Source organism: Kaustia mangrovi (assembly GCF_015482775.1).
GTDB classification, from domain to species: domain Bacteria; phylum Pseudomonadota; class Alphaproteobacteria; order Rhizobiales; family Im1; genus Kaustia; species Kaustia mangrovi.
In genome coordinates this window covers 1,026,621-1,044,414 of sequence record NZ_CP058214.1, presented here as the reverse complement: position 1 = coordinate 1,044,414, position 17,794 = coordinate 1,026,621, and the positions used below count along the sequence as shown (strand labels likewise).

The following is a 17,794-nucleotide window of genomic DNA, read 5'->3' as shown; positions in this document are numbered from 1 at the left end:
GCCTCACCGGGCGGACAAATAGAGTCCGGTGGTGGCGGCAAGGCCCTGAAACAGTTTCGTTATTCCGCGTCGAGGGCGGGCGCTCAGGCGGTGGCGACCTCGGCGCGCACCTCCTGGCGGATCATGTCGATGGGCACGAAATCCTTGCCGCGGCGAAGATGCCAGAAGGTCCAGCCGTTGCAGGCCTCCACGCCCTGCACATGGGCGCCCATCTTGTGGATGGAGCCGGTGGCGTTCTCGCAGGCGAGCGAGCCGTCGGCGCGCACCTTGGCGGCATGGCGCTTGCGCGGATCGTAGAGCGTGGTGCCCGGCTTTATGAGCCCGCGCTCGACGATGGAGCCGAACGGGATGCGCGGTTCCGCGCGCTTGCCTGCCGACACCTTGACCGCGTCGGGGTCGGCCGGCTCGGTCGCGGCGAGCCGCGCTTCGGCCGCCTCGATATAGGCCGGCTCGCGCTCGATGCCGATATAGTGGCGGCCGAGGCGCTTGGCGACGACGCCGGTCGTGCCCGTGCCGAAGAACGGATCGAGCACCACGTCGCCCGGATTGGACGAGGACAGGATCACCCTGTGGAGCAGGGATTCCGGCTTCTGGGTGGGGTGCAGCTTGTTGCCGTCCCCGTCCTTCATGCGCTCGCCGCCCGTGCAGATCGGCAGCACCCAGTCGGAGCGCATCTGAAGGTCGTCGTTCAGAGCCTTCATGGCCTCGTAATTGAAGGTGTAACGCTTCTGGTCGGAGTCCTTGGCCGCCCAGATCAGCGTCTCATGGGCGTTGGTGAAACGCTTGCCGCGGAAGTTCGGCATCGGATTGGTCTTGCGCCAGACCACGTCGTTGAGGATCCAGAAGCCCAGATCCTGCAGCACGGTGCCCATGCGGAAGATGTTGTGGTAGCTCCCGATCACCCAGATGGTGCCGGTGTCCGACAGGACCCGGCGGCAGGCTTCCAGCCAGGCGCGGGTGAACTCGTCATAGTGCTCGAAGCCCGTGAACCGGTCCCATTGCTCGTCGACCCCGTTGACGCGCGAATTGTCGGGGCGCAGCAGCTCGCCCTTGAGCTGAAGGTTGTAGGGCGGGTCGGCAAAGATCAGATCGACGGATTTGGCGGGCAGCCGGTCGAGTGCCTGAAGGCAGTCGTCGGCCAGTACAGTATCGTGAAAGGGCCGGATGTCCGACCGTGACGCAATCCCCATGGGAACCCCCAACGCAACTCACTAACTCGTTCAGGAGCCACTGAGAATCGCGGGAGAGCGTAAAGTTTGGATTAATCGGCGGGCGCTCTTTCGACGAGCGCGCGAATGGGCGCGAAGGAGCGCCTGTGATGGGGGGTGGGGCCGAGCAGGTCGAGCACCATGCGGTGCTCCGGGGTGCCATAGCCCTTGTGCCGCTCGAAGCCGTATTCGGGATAGTCGCGGCCGAGCGCGACCATCAGCCGGTCGCGGGTGACCTTGGCGACGATGGAGGCCGCCGCTATGGAGAGCGACAGTCCGTCGCCGCCGATCAGTGCGTGCGTCCGGCAAGCGAGCGGGGGGCAGTGGCGCCCGTCGATCAGCGCTGAGGCGGGGGCGACGGGCAGGGCCCGGCAGGCCTCCGCCATGGCCCACAATGTGGCCCGATGGATGTTGTCGCGGTCGATCCGCTCCACCGGCGCCTCCACGGCGACAGCGTGGGCGCGGGCCATGATCTCCTCGAACAGCGCCTCGCGGCGCTGCGCGGTGAGGCGCTTGGAATCGTCGAGCCCCTCGGGGATGTTCCGCGGATCGAGCACGACGGCCGCGGCGACGACGGGCCCGGCCCAGGGGCCGCGGCCGGCCTCGTCCACCCCCGCCACGGGCCCTGTCCCTTCCGCCGCGAGACGCATCTCGTGCATGTAGTCGGGCCCCGCAGGCGTTCTCGAATCGGCTTGCCGCATGCCGGCAGTCTGGCCGAGGCCCCGCCGGACGGCAATATGGCCGGAGCGGATTGCGGCGGGATTGAAATTCCCTCGCGATCCGCCCCTGGATGCCCGCCTCCGCGGGCATGAGCGGCGAGGGGCGCAAAGAGGGGGCTTTCCGCTCCGCTCACAGCAGGCTGAGTTGCTCGCCCTTTTGCGGCGGACGCTTGAAGAGGTCCGTATTGAGGCTCAGGCGGCGCCTGTTCAGACCGAGCGTCTTGCAGGCGAGCTCGAACCGCCGGCCCATGGTCCAGGCATAGGGGCCGGTGCCCGTCTGGCGGCGGCCCCAGGTCGCGTCGTAGTCCTTGCCCTCGCGCATGGAGCGGATGAGGGAGAGGACGTGGCCAGCCGCGTCCGGCCGCTCCGCCATGAGCCATTCCCGGAAGATGTCGCGCACCTCCAGCGGCAGGCGCAGGAGGACGTAGCCGGCCTCGCCCACGCCGGCGGCCGAGGCGGCCTTGAGGATCGCCTCGATCTCGCGGTCATTGAGCGCCGGGATGACCGGGGCCACCATGACAGCGGTCGGGATGCCCGCATTGTTCAGCATCTCCAGAGCGCGAAGCCGCCTTGCAGGCGTGCTGGCGCGCGGTTCCATGGCGCGCGAGAGCGACGGATCGAGGGTCGTCACGGAGAGCGCGACCTTGGCGAGCCCCTTCTCCGCCATGGGGCCCAGAATGTCGATGTCGCGCGTCACAAGCGCGGATTTGGTGACGATGCCGACCGGGTGGTCGAGCTCGGCGAGCACCTCCAGAATGCCGCGCGTGATGCGGTATTGCCGCTCTATCGGCTGATAGGGGTCGGTATTGGTGCCGAGCGCGATGGTGCGGGGCGTGTATTTCGGATCCGAAAGCTCCCTGCGCAGAAGCTCCGGCGCATTGGGCTTTGCGAACAGCCGGCTCTCGAAATCGAGCCCCGGAGACAAGCCCATATAGGCATGGCTCGGGCGGGCATAGCAGTAGGAGCAGCCGTGCTCGCAGCCGCGATAGGGATTGATCGACCGGTCGAAGCCGATATCGGGCGAGGAATTGCGTGTGATGATGGTCTTCGGCCGTTCCTCGGTCACCGAGGTGGAAAGCCGCGTCTCCTCCTCCAGCGTTCCCCAGCCGTCGTCGAAGATCAGGCGGGCCTCGCGCTCGTAGCGCCCGCTCGCATTGGAGCGCGCGCCCCGGCCCCGCTCATGGCCGGGAGGCGGAGGCACCTGGGGGGCGGACGGCCTATGGTCAATCAGCGTCGTCATGCGGGCATGATAAACCCGGTCAAGGAACATAACAAGAACAAAAGACGCGAAGGCCGGGGAACACGGGGAGTTTGCAGCATGGCCGGCATCGGCTATGCTGCACCGCATCATGCTGACGGTCGTCATACCCACGCTCAACGCCGCCGGTACGCTGGTACCGGTCCTGTCGAGCCTCGTGCCCGGCGTGATCTCGGGGCTGGTGAAGCAGCTTGTCGTGGTCGACGGCGGATCGCACGACGAGACGCTGGACATCGCCGATGCGGCCGGCGGCGATATCGTCAGGGCCAAGGGCGGACGGGGCGGGCAACTGGCCGCCGGTGCGGATGCGGCGCGCGGGGAATGGCTCCTGTTCCTGCATGCCGACACGCTTCTCGAACCGGGCTGGGAGCACGAGGTGCGGCGGTTCATCGAGGAGACGCAGGTCTCGGGCGACGCCGAAAGGGCGGCCGTCTTCCGCTTCAGGCTCGACGACCGCGGTGCCTGGCCGCGCCTCCTGGAGCGGATCGTCGGCCTGCGCTACTGGCTCATGGCTCTGCCCTATGGCGATCAGGGCCTGCTCATCTCGCGCGCCTTCTACGAGCGGCTCGGCGGTTACAGCGCCCTGCCGCTGATGGAGGATGTGGACCTCGTGCGCCGGATCGGTCGGCGCCATCTCACCCGGCTTGCCCATACGGCGACGACGAGCGCCGACCGCTATCGCCGGGAGGGGTATCCGAGGCGGATGGCGCGTAACGCGCTGTGCCTCACGCTCTACGCCGCCGGCGTGAGCCTCGCCCGGATCAAGCGGCTCTACGGATGATCGCGAACCGCCTCGTCATCATGGCGAAGGCGCCGATGCTGGGCCGCGTGAAGACGCGACTCGGCCGCGAGGTCGGGCTTGTGGAGGCGACCCGCTGCTATCGCGCGATGCTGTGGGCGCTGGTGCGCCGCCTGGGAAGCGACCCGCGCTGGCAGACTTGGCTCGCCGTCGCGCCGGACAGCGCGGCCGCCCACGCCGCGTGGCCGCCGGGCGTCGGCGTGCTCGGGCAGGGCGGGGGCGATCTCGGCTGCCGCATGCAGCGCTTGTTCGACCGGATGCCGCCCGGGCCCGTCCTCATTGTCGGCAGCGATATCCCGGACATCGCACGCCGCGACATCGCCGAGGGCTTCCGGGCGCTCGGGGCGAACGATGCCGTCTTCGGGCCGGCGTGCGACGGCGGCTACTGGCTCGTCGGCCAGAGGCGCCGGCCGCGCATCGTGCGCATGTTCGAGGGCGTGCGCTGGTCGGGCCCGCATGCGCTCGAGGACACGCTCGCCAATCTGGAGGGCCTGCGTGTCGCGCGGCTGCGGATGCTGGAGGATGTCGACGACATGGAGAGCTACCGGCGCTGGCGGCGTCAGCCCTTGGCCCGTTTCAGATGCTCGTCGAGCCGCGGCATGATCTCCACGAAATTGCACGGCATGTAGCGGTAGTCGAGCTGGTTTGCGAGGATGCCGTCCCAGCCGTCCTTGCAGGCGCCGGGAGAGCCCGGAAGGCAGAACACGTAAGTGCCCTTCGCCACGCCGGCGGTCACGCGCGACTGGACGGTGGAGGTGCCGATCTTGGGAAACGAGATCATGTGAAAGACGGTGGAGAAGCCGTCGATGACCTTGTCGAAGAGGGGGGCGACGGCTTCCGGCGTGATGTCGCGGCCGGTCAGCCCCGTGCCGCCCGTGGTGATGACCGCGTCGACCGCCTCGTCGCCGATCCAGGCGGAGACTGTCGCCCGGATCTCGTCCGGCTCGTCCCGGACGATCGTCCGGTCGGCGAGGATGTGGCCTGCCTCCTCGATGCGCGACGCCAGCACCGTACCCGACCGGTCGTCCTCCAGGGAACGGGTGTCGGATACGGTGAGGACGGCGATGCGGATCGGGATGAAGGGGCGATTGTCGTCTATGCCGGGCATGGGAGATCTCCTCTCACTCCTCGTCGGGCTCGCCGGGGTCTGAAAGCTCGTCCATGACACGGCCGGCGAAGCGGCGCGTGACCGGTGCGCGTGCGGCGAGCGCCCGCCGGTCGATCTCCTCCACCAGTGTGCGGGCCGCCTCCATGGAGCGCTCCATGCGCGCGATCATGTAGCTGATCAGCGCCTCGTCGACGGCGATCTGGCGGTCCTGGAACAGCTTGACCAGAACGCCGCGCAGAAGCATGTCGTCCGGCGCTGACAGTGCGGTCACGGCCGCCGCCTTCAGGCGTGTCGCGAGGTCGGGCAGGGCAATTGCCCATTGCGCGGGATAGCTCCGCGAGGTGATCAGCAGATAGCCGCCGAGCTCGCGCAGATGGTTGACGAGATGGAAGAGGGCACGCTCGTTGAGCGCCGGGCCCGGGGCGTCCTCCAGGATCACGGTGCCCGCCTCGCCGAGCGCCTTCACCATGTCCTCGTCGAGATCGCGCGCGGTGATCCGCACCGCATCGCAGCGCGTGCGCCAGACCTCGGCCAGATGGGTCTTGCCGCTGCCGGCGGGCCCGACGAGCACAAGGACGGGCGCCGGCCAGTCCGGCCAGCGGTCGATGGCGGCGACGGCGGCCTCGTTGCTCGGTGCCACGAGAAAGTCCTCGCGGCCCATTGCGGGCCTCAGGCCGAGATCGAGGACGAGTTGCGCGCCTGCGCCCGGTCCGGTCGGCTTGGTGGTGCTCACGTGGTTCGGTCGCTCTCGCTGTTCTGGCCCGCTTCGCCGCCGGCACGCGCCGGATCGGGGCCGGAGCCTCCCAGATAAAGTGGGCTCGAGAGATAGCGCTTCAAGGCATAGCGCACCAGGACCGCCACGCAGGCCGCCATCGGCACGGCGAGCAGCAGGCCGACGAAGCCGAACAGATAGCCGAAGGCGAACAGCGCGAACATCAGCCAGACCGGATGCAACCCCACCCGATCCCCCACGAGCAGCGGGGACAGGAAGTTGCCCTCGATGAACTGGCCGATGGCGAAGATGCCGGCAATGGTGAGGACCATGATCCAGTCCGGCCAGAACTGCACCAGCGCCATGCCTATCGAGAGGATGCCTCCGACCAGCGAGCCGATATAGGGAATGAAGCTCAAGAGCCCCGACAGGATGCCGATCAGCAGCCCGAAATCGAGACCTGCCACCGTCAGGGATACGGCGTAGAACAGGCCGAGCGAGAGGCAGACCGTGCCCTGGCCGCGGATGAAGCCGGCCACCGCCTCGTTCATCTGGCGGGCGAGCTGGCGGATCGTCTCGGCATGGTCGCGCGGCAGCCAGCTATCGACCCTGGCCACCATGCGATCCCAGTCGACGAGCATGTAGAAGGCGACGATCGGGGTGACGACGGCGAGCGAGACGAGATTGACGAGCGCCATGCCGCCGCTCCAGATCGAGCCCAGAAGCGAGCCGATCCAGCCGGCGAGCCGGCTTGCGACGTCGGAGAGCGAGCCGGAGAGCTTGGGCCCCGACTGCTGGATCATCTCCAGGAGCCAGGGCGGTGTCAGCTCATTGGCGCGCGCGACCAGCGTGTTCACATAGCCCGGTAGCTTCTGCGCGAAGCTTGCGATCTGGTCGCCGAGGATCGGCAGGACGAGCAGGAGGGCCAACACGAAGACCAGCAGGAACAGGCCGAGGATCACGAAGGTCGCGGCGAGGCGCGGCAGGCCGAGGCGTTCGAGCCAGTCGGCGACCGGATCGAGGAAATAGGCGAGCGCCAGCCCGGCGATGAAGGGCAGGAGGATCTGGCGCAGCACATAAAGGCAGAGCACCAGGACCACGAAGGTCACGGCCCAGAAGATCACCTGGCGCCGCAATGTCACGGCGGAGGGAAGCTCGTTCTCGTGTGAACCCATTGCGCCGGTGTCCTTCCCCCGTGAGCCGTTCAGGGCGATCCGGTGAGCCCGTTCGCCATATGCCGCAGCCATTCCCGCATGTAGGCGGCGCCCGAGAGCACGGTCAATATGCCGACTGCGATCGCACACAGGAGAATAACGCTGTTCAGCGCAAGACCGAAAGCCAGTGCCGCGAGCACGAGGCAGGCGAGCACGATCTGCGCCACCGTGTTGATCTTGGAGACGACGAGCGGCTGCACCTTCACCGGCTTGTCGACGAGCCAGGACAGGAGCACCGCGCCGATGATCAGGATGTCGCGCGAGACGACGAGGATCACCACCCAGGGCGGCAGCTCGTTCAGGAAGCCGAGCGAGATATAGATGCTGACCAGAAGCAGCTTGTCGGCGATTGGGTCGAGATAGGCGCCGAGCTCGGTCGTCTGGCCGAAATGCTTGGCGATGAAGCCGTCGACCGCGTCGGAGATGCCGGCGACGATGAAGACCAGGAACGCGGCCGGGAACTGGCCCGTGATGATCAGCCAGACCGTCAGGGGCACGAGCAGGATGCGCCCTATGGTGATCATGTTGGGGAGACTCAAGACAGATCCCTCTTCAGCCGGGGTGAATGCGCGTGCGATGCCATGCGGACCGTGCCGCGGCGCCTCAATAGGACTGCCGCAGGACCCACTGGTTGCCTGCCCTGGTCAACGCGAACCCCCGCCGCCTGAGTTCCAGGCTCAGCGCATCGAGATTGTAGCGGTAGGTCATGGTGACCATCGCGCCGTTGCCCGACAGCGAGTCGACATCCACGCTGGAGATCATGCGCGAGGCGAGGAGACGTCCGCGTATCCGGTTCCATTCGCCGATGCCGGAGAACGGGATGGCGAGCGTGATGGTCTGCTCCGGCGCGGGCGGTCGGTAACGGGTCAGGCGGTTTTCCTTCCAGCGGTCCTGCATCGCGGTCAGGAAGCGCCGTGCGGCCTTGCGGGCCGCCGCCTTGTCGCCGCCGGACTTGGCCGTGATCGTCTCTTCGTAGTTGATCTGGCCGACCGCGGAGGAGCCCGTGACGGTGACGTGGACGGTATTGTCGCCGGCCGGCCGCGCCGTCGCGACGAGCAGGCCCTTGCCATCGTAGCGCGAGGTGAGGGCCTCGATATGCACGGGGTCGCCGGCAAGCACCTGTTGCGCGGTGACGGTCGAGCGGTCCGCCACGTCGCCCAGCGGAATGACGAGCGGGGTGAGGGCGTTGGTCGTGTCGATGTGGCGCCAGGCGTTGCCCCAGGGATTGGAGTCGCCCCACAGGACAGGGCCGTCGGGCCCGTCCCAGATCGCCAGCAGCATGGCGGGTTCCGCCGTCTGCTCGGTGAACAGGATTCCCGAATTGGCGAACAGCTTGCGGATCTCGTCGGGCAGGAAGGTGATGGTCAGACGTGCGATGTAGCGGCCGGGGCCGGAACGCTCCTGCTCGATACTGAGGCTCGCCATCATCCGGCCGATGGTCGCCGGGCCGAGCGTATCGAGCTTCTTGGCGGCCTCCTCGGTGGACAGGCGGCGAATCATCCGCTTGAACGCGATGACCTGCGCCTCGCCGATGGCCTTGAGCTTGGCAGCGGAGGCGTCCTCCGCCTTGGCATCGACGAGAACGCCGGACACGGTGAACGGATTGGCGTGCGCGGGCGCGGCCTGCGCGGCAAGGAACGCTGCGGTAACGAGAACAGCCAGAAGGGCGAGGGGCGAGCGCAGCGCCCGGCCTGCGCGGTGGCTGCCTTGGCGAAGCGGCGTGCCGGGGCGAGATGAAGCGGGGATCATGGCTTCCAACCTGTCCTCTTCACAAGGTCCTTGCGCACGTCGTTTCCAGGGCGCCATGTGCCAGCGGGTTGTGCAAGGCGCGCTTTTTTGCTTGCTCTTGCGCGGCGGCGCAACGAAAAACTCCACTCGATCGCCCCCATGCGGGGCAGGATGATCGGCGACTAGAAACGGGACGCACCCTATGAGCGAACAGTCCGGCAACCGACCTTCCGGGTACACCTACAGCCAAGCCGGTGTCGATATCAATGCCGGCAATGCGCTGGTGGAGGCGATCAAGCCGCTGGCGGCCTCCACGAGGCGGCCGGGCGCGGATGCCGGTCTCGGCGGTTTCGGCGGGCTTTTCGACCTCAAGGCCACGGGGTTCGCCGATCCCGTCCTGGTCGCGGCCAATGACGGTGTGGGCACCAAGCTGCGCATCGCCATCGAGACCGGGTGCCACGACACGATCGGCATCGATCTCGTGGCCATGTGCGTCAACGACCTGGTGGTGCAGGGCGCCGAGCCGCTCTTCTTCCTCGATTATTTCGCCAGCTCGCACCTCGATGTGGGCACCGCCAGCGCCGTGATCGCCGGCGTGGCGGAGGGATGCCGGCAGGCGGGCGCGGCGCTCATCGGCGGGGAGACGGCGGAGATGCCGGGGCTCTATGGCGATGGCGATTACGATCTCGCGGGCTTCTCCGTCGGTGCGGTGGAGCGCGATGCGGTTCTGCCGCGCACCGATATCGCGCCGGGCGACGCGGTTTTGGGACTTGCCTCCTCGGGGCCGCATTCGAACGGCTATTCGCTCATCCGCCGGCTGGTCGCCGATCTCGGCCTCGACTATGGCGCGTCGGCGCCCTTCGCGCCGGACCGGTCGCTCGGCGAAGCACTGCTCGAGCCGACGCGGATCTATGTGTCCGCGGTGCTCGGCGCGCTGCGCGGCGAGGGCGGCGGGGGCGTGAAGGCGCTCGCCCATATCACCGGCGGCGGGCTTCTGGAGAATGTGCCGCGGGTGCTGCCCGGCCACGTTTGTGCCGCGATCGATCTCGATCATGTGCCGGTCCAGCCGGTCTTCGGCTGGCTCGCAGAGGCGGGTGGCATTGAGGAGAGGGAGATGCTGCGGACCTTCAACTGCGGCATCGGCATGGTCGTCGTGGTGGCCGCCGAAAGCGCCGACGCGGTCACGCGGGCCCTCGTCTCGGCGGGCGAGCGGGTTGCCGTGCTGGGCACCGTCGAGCCCCGCAAGGACGATGCGGCGATCGCGCTTCGCGGATCGCTTGGACGGGGGGTTTGAGCACAGTGGCGCGCAAGAAGATCGCCGTCCTGATCTCCGGGCGCGGGAGCAACTTGGCCGCGCTCATCGAGGCATGCCAGGCCGACGACTACCCGGCCGAGATCGCGCTTGTCGTCTCCAACCGCCCCGGCGCGCGCGGCCTGAAGCTGGCGGAGGACGCCGGCATCGCCACCGCGACCATCGACCACAAGACCTATTCGAGCCGCGAGTCGTTCGAGGAGCGGCTCGACGCGGTGCTCGGCGAGGCCAAGGTCGAGATCATCTGTTGCGCGGGCTTCCTCAGGCTCCTGACGGACGGCTTCGTGGAGCGCTGGCGCAACCGCATCCTCAACATCCATCCCTCGCTCCTGCCCGCCTATCGCGGGCTCAACACCCATGAGCGGGTGCTGGCGGAGGGTGGACGCATCACCGGCTGCACGGTGCATTTCATGCGCCCGGAAATGGATGCCGGCCCGATCATCGCGCAGGCCGCCGTGCCGGTTCTCGGCAACGACACGGCCGACGAACTCGCCGCGCGCGTCCTCAAGGCGGAGCATATCGTCTATCCGCTCGCGCTCAGGCTCGTGGCGTCGGGCAGGGTCCGACTGTCCGGCGAACAGGTGGTCTATGAGGGCGACGAGACACCGGCGGCACCGCTTGTCTCGCCGCACCCCTGAGGCGGGGATCAGCTCGGCCTCACGCCCTCGAGCTGGCGGTAGACGTCGATTGCGATGGCGTTGAGCGCCTCGCGCGACAGGGTGCCGACGAGGGCGTAGGATACCCGGCCGTCATACCAGTAGAAGGCGCTCATGCCGTTCTCCTGGCCCATGCTGAAGCCGGCATCGGCGCCGCCATTGGCGCGTGTCACGTAGAGCGTCAGCCGGTCGCCGCCGGCATTCTCGTACATGAACTGCGCGGCGGGCTCGCCGGACGACGCCAGCAGCCGCCCGCCCATGAGGCGGAAGCCGTGGCCCGCAAGGTCCGGTATGACGACCTCGTAGCCGAGCCGGTTGGAGAGCCAGCGCACCAGATGCTCGCGCTGGTCGCTGCCGACCTCCACGGCGTGGCGCTTCTCCACGGTGAAGACGCGATGCGCCGAGAGCGCCTGGTGCCAGACCTCCTCCGCCTCCGGTGACGCGGAGCCCAGAAGCCCGTGCGCCATCCATCCGCCGGCCATCCCGAGCGCCAGCAGGACGGCCGCGGCGGCGGCGAGACCGCCCCGGCGAAGCCTCGTGGCCGGGCGCCGTTCCCCGAGGCGCGCCGCGATGGTTCGCGCACACAGGTGGGCGGGAACGGGCTCCTCGGCGATGGCGCCATAGGCCTTCGACATGAGCGCGATCTGGCGGCGCCAGGCCGCGACCCGCTCCGCATCGGCCGGATGTGCGGCGAGCCAGGCCTCCACCGCCTGGCGCCGGCGCTCCTTGAGCGCGCCGTCCACATAGGCGTGGAGCTCGTCCTCGGTGATATTGCGGGCCGGGTCCGTCATGGTGCGCGTCGCCGCGCGGGCGGGGCGCCCTCCTCGACGGCGGGCACGGTGCCCCGGCCGTCGCCCAGCATGAGGCGCAGCCGTTCCCTCGCGCGCGCCAGTCTCGACATGACGGTGCCGACCGGGATGTCGAGCACCTCCGCGGCTTCCCGGTAGCTCAGGCCTTCCAGTCCGATGAGCAGCAGGACGGTGCGGTGCTGGGGCGTCATCTCCGACAGGGCGCGCTGAAGGTCGCGCAGTGCCATGTGGTCATCCTGGTGCGGCCCGTCGCTCAGCCGGTGGGCGGCATCCTCGACCGGCACGAATCCCGGGGCGCGGGACCGCGATCTGGCATTGTTGGCGTAGAGATTGTGCATGATCGTAAACAGCCAGCCCCTGAGGTTGCGGTCCACCCGAAACAGATGCCGGCGCGAGAGGGCGCGCTCGAGCGTGTCCTGCACGAGCTCGTCGGCGCGGTCCCGGTTTCCCAGAAGGGCCGACGCATACCGCCGCAATGCGGGGATATGCTCTTCGAGCGCCTCGGGGAGATCGGTCATGGAACGGTCCTGGCTGATTGGGGGAACGCTGCCCGTCCATCCTATTCCCAACAGCCATGGGAGCCCAATGCCTGCCGGCGGTCTCCGGATGCGCGATTTTGCCCGGATTCGACCGGGCATCCCGTTTCGATCAACACATTGTGATGACGTCTATTCCCTCCGGGGCGCCCTCAGACGCTCTCGTCGAGCGCCTTGCGGACTTCCAGAAGGTCGCGCCAGGCGAGCCGCTTGTGGGCAGGCTGGCGCAGGAGATAGGCCGGATGGAGCGAGGCGATGGTGCGGAAGGTCTCGCCGCCGGGGCTTTTGTATTCCGTCCACCGGCCCCGGGTGCGCATGATGCCCTGGGTGGTGCGCAGGAGGCGTCCGGCCGAGGTCGCGCCCAGAAGCACCAGGATGTCGGGATGGGCAAGCTCGATGGCGCGCTCCACGAAGGGCAGGCACATGAGCGTCTCCGCCTCCGTCGGCTTGCGGTTGCCGGGCGGGCGCCAGAAGATGCAGTTGGAGATGAAGACGGCCTTCGCCGGATCCTCCTCGTGGCGCGACAGGCCGATGGCGGCGAGCATCCGGTCGAGAAGCTGACCGGAGCGGCCGACGAAGGGCTTGCCCTTGAGATCCTCGTCGCGCCCCGGCGCCTCGCCGACGATCATGACGCGGGCCTTCGGATTGCCGTCGGAGAAGACGAGATTGGTGGCCGTCTTCTTGAGCGGGCAGGCGTCGAAGCCCTCAAGCACCGCCACCAGCTCGTCGAGGCTTTCGCATTTCGTCGCACGCGAACGGGCATCCTCCACCGCCTCGTCGGAGGACAGCGGCGGGGCAACCGGGCGCGCAGGCGCAGGCGCTGCGCGGGACGAGGCGTCCGGCCCGGGCGCGGAGGCCTCCCGCGCGGCCTTTCGGGCCGCGGCGGCAGCCTCGCGCTCGGCGCGCTGCCTCGCGGAGACGGCGAAGCGGTCCACGGCGGCGTCCCCCACGGTCTCGTCCACGCCCATCTCCGCATACCAGCGCAGAAGGTCGGCGGGATCGGCGGATTGCGGGTCGTTTCCGTGCACCGTCAGGCCTCGTTAGAGCGTTTCCAGATTGGTTCGCCTCCACTATAACAGGCCTCGACATCGAGGGGCAGCATCGCCTCTTGCGGTTGACAGCAGGCCGTGAGCCGGTAAACGCGAAGGGCAGATCGGCAATGGGAGGACCAAGGTGAGCGAAGCCAGCGGCGCAGTCGAACGCGAATCCATGGAATACGACGTCGTGATCGTGGGGGCGGGTCCCGCCGGTCTCGCCGCGTCGATCCGCCTCAAGCAGCTCGCCGAGGCCGCGGGTGCGGAGCTTTCCGTGTGCGTTCTGGAGAAGGGCTCGGAGGTCGGCGCGCATATCCTGTCCGGCGCCGTGGTCGATCCGATCGCGCTCGACGAGCTCATTCCCGACTGGAAGGAGAAGGGCGCGCCGCTCAACGTTCCGGTGAACGAGGACCGGTTCTACATGCTCGGGCCCGCGGGCGCCTTCCGCCTGCCCAACTGGGGCATGCCGAGGCTCATGAACAATCATGGCAACTATGCCGTGTCGCTCGGCAATGTCTGCCGCTGGCTCGCCGAGCAGGCCGAGGCGATGGGAGTGGAGATCTATCCGGGCTTTGCCTGTTCCGATCTCGTCTATCGCGAGGACGGCTCGGTGAAGGGCGTGGTCGCCGGTGTGTTCGGCATCGCGCGCGACGGGTCGCACAAGGCCGACTATCAGCCCGGCATGGAGCTCCATGGCAAGTATGTCTTCATCGGGGAGGGCGTGCGCGGCTCGCTGGCCAAGGTGCTGATCGACAAGTTCGGCCTGTCGCAGGGGCGCGAGCCGCAGAAATTCGGCATCGGAATGAAGGAGCTGTGGGAGGTCCGGCCGGAGAACCACAAGGCCGGCCAGGTGACCCATACCATGGGGTGGCCGCTCGGCTCCAATGCCGGCGGCGGCAGCTTCATGTACCATCTGGAGGACAATCTGGTCTCCATCGGCTTCGTGGTGCATCTCAACTACGAGAACCCGTATCTCTATCCCTTCGCGGAGTTCCAGCGCTTCAAGCACCATCCGATGATCCAGCCGGTGCTGGAAGGCGGCCGGCGCATTGCCTATGGCGCGCGCGCCATCACCGAGGGCGGCTTCCAGTCCGTGCCGAAGCTCGCCTTCCCGGGCGGCGCGCTGATCGGTTGCTCGGCTGGTTTCGTGAACGTGCCGCGCATCAAGGGCTCGCACAATGCGATGAAGACGGGAATGCTCGCCGCCGAATCGGCTTTCGAGGCCATCCAGGCGGGACGCGAGGGCGACGAGCTCGCCGATTACGAGGAGCGCTATCGCGGCTCCTGGGTCTACAAGGACCTCAAGGCGGTGCGCAATGTGAAGCCGCTCTGGTCGAAACTCGGTCTCGTCGGCGGGCTGGCGCTCGGCGGCCTCGACATGTGGATGAACGAGCTGTTCGGCTTCTCCCTGTTCGGCACGATGAAGCATGGCAAGCCGGATTACGCGACCCTGAAGCCGGCGCGCTATGCCAGGAAGATCGAGTATCCCAAGCCCGACGGCGTGATCAGCTTCGACCGGCTGACGGATTTGTCCTTCTCCAACACCAATCACGAGGAGGACCAGCCGAGCCATCTGACGCTGAAGGACCCGGATATTCCGATTGCGAAGAACCTGCCGGAATATGACGAGCCGGCGCAGCGCTACTGCCCGGCGGGCGTCTACGAGGTCGTCTATGACGATGACGGCGGGAACCCGCGCTTCCAGGTCAACGCGCAGAACTGCGTGCACTGCAAGACCTGCGACATCAAGGACCCCGCCCAGAACATCAACTGGGTGACGCCGGAGGGCGGCGGCGGGCCGAACTATCCCAATATGTGACGGGACGCGGTTCCGCTGCCTCTGTCTGGCCTCGATGTGTCATAGAAGCGTTTCGACGTGCGGGGGCGGGGCCGGGGAGGCTGCATCTCCGGCCCGGCTGCCCTGGCGACTTGCGGGACACCCGGAAAACCCGCATGCTCTCCAAACGAACAGCCCGGCGGCCTTCGGTGCCGGGCGCTGGCAGACCGGCTCTAGGAACGGATATTTCATGATGCTGCTTCGCCCGATCCGGACCCTTGGAATTGTTGCAGGCCTGGGGATCGCCGTGTCGGCATTCGCGGCCTCCGCATCGCAGCCGGGCGCCGACGCGCTGTCGTCGCTCTCCGGCAACTATCTCGCCGGACGGCATGCGATACAGGAGCGCGACATGAGCGCGGCGGCGCGGTATTTCTCCGACGCGCTCGCGCAGGACCCCGGCAATGCCGCCCTCCTGGAGCGCGCCTTCGTCGCGGAGATGTCGGCGGGCAACATCACCCGCTCGGAGCGGCTTGCCGAACGGCTGATCGGCATCAACGAGCGCCACCGGATGGCGCACATCGTGCTGGGGCTGAAGGACTTCAAGCGCGGCCGCTACGACAGCGCGCTGACGCATTTCGACGAGGCCTCCTACACACCCATCGGCGAGCTGACGGCGGGGCTCCTGTCGGCCTGGGTCCATGCCGCCCAGCGCGATCCGACGGGCGCCTTCAAGGCGCTGGATGTGCTCGACCGCAACGATTCCTTCGGGATCTACAAGACGTTCCATTCCGCGCTGATCGCCGACATGCTCGGCATGGGCACGCGCGCCGGGCCGCTCTACAAGAAGGCCTATGACGAGGCGGGCACCTCGCTGCGCGTCGTGCAGGCCTATGGCAACTTCCTGGAGCGTCACGGCCGGCCGGAGGAGGCTGAGGCCGTCTACCGGGCCTATCTCGACAACGCGCCGGAGAATCCGCTGGTCCGGCAGGCCTACGACAATGTTCGCCACGGCATGTCGCCCCGGCCGTTCGTGCGCAATGCGCGTTCGGGGATCGGGGAGGCGATGTTCAGCCTGTCGAGCGCGCTGACCGACGAGACGGGCATCGATCTCGCACTCGTCTATGTGCGCCTCGCGCTCGACGTGAAGCCCGATCTCGTGGTCGCGCAGACGCTGCTCGGCGACATCTTCACCGATATGGGGCGCAACCAGGAGGCCATCGAGGCCTACGAGCTGGTGCCGGCCTCGTCGCCGCTGCGCAAGAATGCCCGCATCCGCGCGGCCGGCAATCTGGACGCGATGGGGCGGACCGACGAGGCGGAGGCCATGCTCAAGGCCCTCGTCGAGCGTGAGCCCGACAGCTACGACGCCTATATGACGCTCGGCAACATCATGCGCTCCCATTCGCGCTTCGAGGATGCCGCCGTCTACTACTCCAAGGTCATCGAGCTGATGGACACACCGATACCCCAGCAATGGACGGTGTTCTATTTCCGGGGCATGAGCTACGAGCGCTCCAAGCAGTGGGAGAAGGCGGAGGCCGATCTCCTGAAGGCGCTGGAGTTGCAACCCGGCCAGCCGCTCGTGCTGAACTATCTCGGCTATTCATGGATCGATCAGGGCGTGCATCTCGACGAGGCGCTCGACATGATCAAGGAATCTGTCGATCAGCGCCCGAATGACGGCTATATCGTCGACAGCCTCGGCTGGGGCTATTACCGGCTCGGCCAGTACGAGAAGGCCGTCGAACAGCTCGAGCGGGCCGTGGAGCTCAAGCCGGACGATCCGATCATCAACGACCATCTCGGAGATGCCTACTGGAAGGTCGGTCGCAGGCTCGAGGCGCAGTTCCAGTGGCAGCACGCCAAGGACAGCGATCCCGAGCCCGATCTCCTGGAGACCCTCGACCGCAAGCTGGAGCGCGGCCTGAACGGGGCGGAGAAGCCCGGTCCGGAGCTCGCCCTGCCCGAGAACGACAAGAGATCGTGACAAGGCGGTAACGGCGCGGCAGGACGACGGATGGCCTCGAATGCGGATCGGCGTGCGGTCGAACGCGCGCGCGCCAAGATCAATCTCACCCTCCATGTGGTCGGCCGGCGGGGCGATGGCTATCACCTGCTGGAGAGCTTCGTCGTCTTCGCCGAGGCGGGCGACGAGCTGGCCTTCGCGCCGGCAGACCGGTTCTCTCTGGAGGTGGCCGGACCCTTCGGCGGCGGACTGTCCGGCGGGGGCGACAATCTGGTTCTGCGTGCCGCGCATGCCTTGTCGGAGCGGTTTCCCGGCCGCATTCCGCCTGCCCGCATGACGCTCGCAAAGCACCTGCCCGTCTCCTCCGGCATTGGCGGCGGCTCGGCGGATGCCGCGGCGACGCTCAGGGGGCTGTGCGCGCTGGCCGGCCTCTCGCCCGATGGCGACACGCTTCACGAGCTCGCGCGAAGGCTCGGCGCGGATGTGCCGGTCTGCCTCGAAAGCCGGGCGACCGTCATGGCCGGGATCGGCGAGCGGCTCTCTCCGGCGCCCGGTCTGCCGCCCCATGGCGCGGTTCTGGTCAATCCGGGGCATGCGGTGTCGACGCCGGACGTCTTCGCCCGTCTCGATCTGACGCCGGGAGAAGGGGCGGGCGCGCCCCATCCGCCGCTGCCGGCCGGCGGCTGGCGCACGGCGGAAGAGCTCGCCGGGCTGCTTGGCGCGTGCCGTAACGATCTGGAGATCCCGGCGCGCGCACTCGTGCCGGAGATCGACCGGGTGCTCGATGCGCTGGAAGCCTGCCCGGGCACGCTCCTTGCGCGCATGTCCGGCAGTGGCGCGACCTGCTTTGCCCTGTTCGGGTCCCGGGCGGAAGCCGACGCGGCCGCCGACCGGATCGCCACGGCCCATCCCGGCTGGTGGGTCGCGGCGACGACGTTCCGCTAGGGCGTATCGCCGT

The 17,794-nt window shown here is 68.0% G+C and carries 18 protein-coding genes; 7 read left to right on the top strand and 11 right to left on the bottom strand.

All coding sequences use genetic code 11. The features are described 5' to 3' along the window. Nucleotides 1–83: 83 nt before the first annotated feature. The 3 genes from HW532_RS05000 to HW532_RS04990 form a co-directional block, all read right to left on the bottom strand. A complete protein-coding gene (locus tag HW532_RS05000; protein ID WP_213163343.1) occupies nt 84–1,190 on the bottom strand; it encodes a site-specific DNA-methyltransferase in 1,107 nt (368 codons plus the stop codon). Between the two features lie 71 nt (nt 1,191–1,261). Beyond that, entirely contained in the window at nt 1,262–1,828 is a 567-nt protein-coding gene (locus HW532_RS04995; protein ID WP_425491925.1) for a ribonuclease HII, read from the bottom strand. A 229-nt stretch (nt 1,829–2,057) separates the two neighbouring features. Then, on the bottom strand, nt 2,058–3,167 hold the full coding sequence (locus HW532_RS04990) for a PA0069 family radical SAM protein (RefSeq protein WP_246479560.1): 1,110 nt from the start codon (nt 3,165–3,167) through the stop codon (nt 2,058–2,060). Between the two features lie 94 nt (nt 3,168–3,261). On the opposite strand from HW532_RS04990, the gene HW532_RS04985 reads away from it, so the two are divergent. Then, entirely contained in the window at nt 3,262–3,966 is a 705-nt protein-coding gene (locus tag HW532_RS04985; RefSeq protein ID WP_246479559.1) for a TIGR04283 family arsenosugar biosynthesis glycosyltransferase, read from the top strand. Beyond that, nucleotides 3,963–4,613 (top strand): TIGR04282 family arsenosugar biosynthesis glycosyltransferase, encoded by a 651-nt coding sequence (locus HW532_RS04980; RefSeq protein WP_213163340.1) that lies wholly within the window; start codon nt 3,963–3,965, stop codon nt 4,611–4,613. Before HW532_RS04985 ends, HW532_RS04980 begins: the two co-directional genes overlap by 4 nt. Here HW532_RS04980 and moaB read toward each other — a convergent pair. From moaB to HW532_RS04955, 5 genes are all read right to left on the bottom strand, one after another. Beyond that, complete coding sequence (moaB, locus tag HW532_RS04975) at nt 4,544–5,092, bottom strand: molybdenum cofactor biosynthesis protein B (RefSeq protein WP_213163339.1); 549 nt, start codon at nt 5,090–5,092, stop codon at nt 4,544–4,546. The genes HW532_RS04980 and moaB overlap by 70 nt on opposite strands. Nucleotides 5,093–5,105: 13 nt before the next feature. After that, nucleotides 5,106–5,825, bottom strand: a complete 720-nt coding sequence (locus HW532_RS04970; RefSeq protein WP_246479558.1) for a P-loop NTPase family protein — start codon at nt 5,823–5,825, stop codon at nt 5,106–5,108. Then, nucleotides 5,822–6,979 (bottom strand): AI-2E family transporter, encoded by a 1,158-nt coding sequence (locus HW532_RS04965; protein WP_213163338.1) that lies wholly within the window; start codon nt 6,977–6,979, stop codon nt 5,822–5,824. Before HW532_RS04965 ends, HW532_RS04970 begins: the two co-directional genes overlap by 4 nt. A gap of 29 nt (nt 6,980–7,008) precedes the next feature. Continuing rightward, nucleotides 7,009–7,542, bottom strand: coding sequence for a CDP-alcohol phosphatidyltransferase family protein (locus HW532_RS04960; RefSeq protein WP_343068651.1), 534 nt, complete (start codon nt 7,540–7,542; stop codon nt 7,009–7,011). 79 nt (nt 7,543–7,621) lie between these two features. After that, nucleotides 7,622–8,767 (bottom strand): DUF2066 domain-containing protein, encoded by a 1,146-nt coding sequence (locus tag HW532_RS04955; RefSeq protein ID WP_213163336.1) that lies wholly within the window; start codon nt 8,765–8,767, stop codon nt 7,622–7,624. Nucleotides 8,768–8,948: 181 nt separating this feature from the next. Here HW532_RS04955 and purM point away from each other — a divergent pair, with 181 nt between their 5' ends. Both purM and purN read left to right on the top strand, forming a co-directional pair. Beyond that, nucleotides 8,949–10,040 carry a phosphoribosylformylglycinamidine cyclo-ligase gene (gene purM, locus HW532_RS04950; RefSeq protein WP_213163335.1) on the top strand — a complete coding sequence of 364 codons (1,092 nt, stop codon included), beginning with the start codon at nt 8,949–8,951 and terminating at the stop codon, nt 10,038–10,040. Between the two features lie 5 nt (nt 10,041–10,045). Continuing rightward, nucleotides 10,046–10,696, top strand: coding sequence for a phosphoribosylglycinamide formyltransferase (gene purN / locus HW532_RS04945; RefSeq protein WP_213164430.1), 651 nt, complete (start codon nt 10,046–10,048; stop codon nt 10,694–10,696). 8 nt (nt 10,697–10,704) lie between these two features. Here purN and HW532_RS04940 read toward each other — a convergent pair whose 3' ends face one another. From HW532_RS04940 to HW532_RS04930, 3 genes are all read right to left on the bottom strand, one after another. Further along, nucleotides 10,705–11,505, bottom strand: coding sequence for an anti-sigma factor family protein (locus HW532_RS04940; RefSeq protein ID WP_213163334.1), 801 nt, complete (start codon nt 11,503–11,505; stop codon nt 10,705–10,707). Then, nucleotides 11,502–12,041, bottom strand: a complete 540-nt coding sequence (locus tag HW532_RS04935) for an RNA polymerase sigma factor (protein ID WP_213163333.1) — start codon at nt 12,039–12,041, stop codon at nt 11,502–11,504. The genes HW532_RS04940 and HW532_RS04935 overlap by 4 nt, the downstream gene beginning before the upstream one ends. Before the next feature lie 170 nt (nt 12,042–12,211). Next, entirely contained in the window at nt 12,212–13,087 is an 876-nt protein-coding gene (locus HW532_RS04930; RefSeq protein ID WP_246479557.1) for a uracil-DNA glycosylase, read from the bottom strand. 181 nt (nt 13,088–13,268) lie between these two features. Here HW532_RS04930 and HW532_RS04925 point away from each other — a divergent pair, with 181 nt between their 5' ends. The 3 genes from HW532_RS04925 to HW532_RS04915 all read left to right on the top strand — a co-directional run bounded on the left by HW532_RS04925 (nt 13,269) and on the right by HW532_RS04915 (nt 17,781). Next, on the top strand, nt 13,269–14,912 hold the full coding sequence (locus HW532_RS04925; protein ID WP_213164428.1) for an electron transfer flavoprotein-ubiquinone oxidoreductase: 1,644 nt from the start codon (nt 13,269–13,271) through the stop codon (nt 14,910–14,912). Nucleotides 14,913–15,120: 208 nt separating this feature from the next. After that, nucleotides 15,121–16,857: a tetratricopeptide repeat protein gene (locus tag HW532_RS04920; protein ID WP_213163332.1), complete on the top strand. Its 1,737-nt coding sequence runs from the start codon at nt 15,121–15,123 to the stop codon at nt 16,855–16,857. A 30-nt stretch (nt 16,858–16,887) separates the two neighbouring features. Then, complete coding sequence (locus tag HW532_RS04915; protein WP_213163331.1) at nt 16,888–17,781, top strand: 4-(cytidine 5'-diphospho)-2-C-methyl-D-erythritol kinase; 894 nt, start codon at nt 16,888–16,890, stop codon at nt 17,779–17,781. The last annotated feature ends 13 nt before the right edge of the window (nt 17,782–17,794 follow it).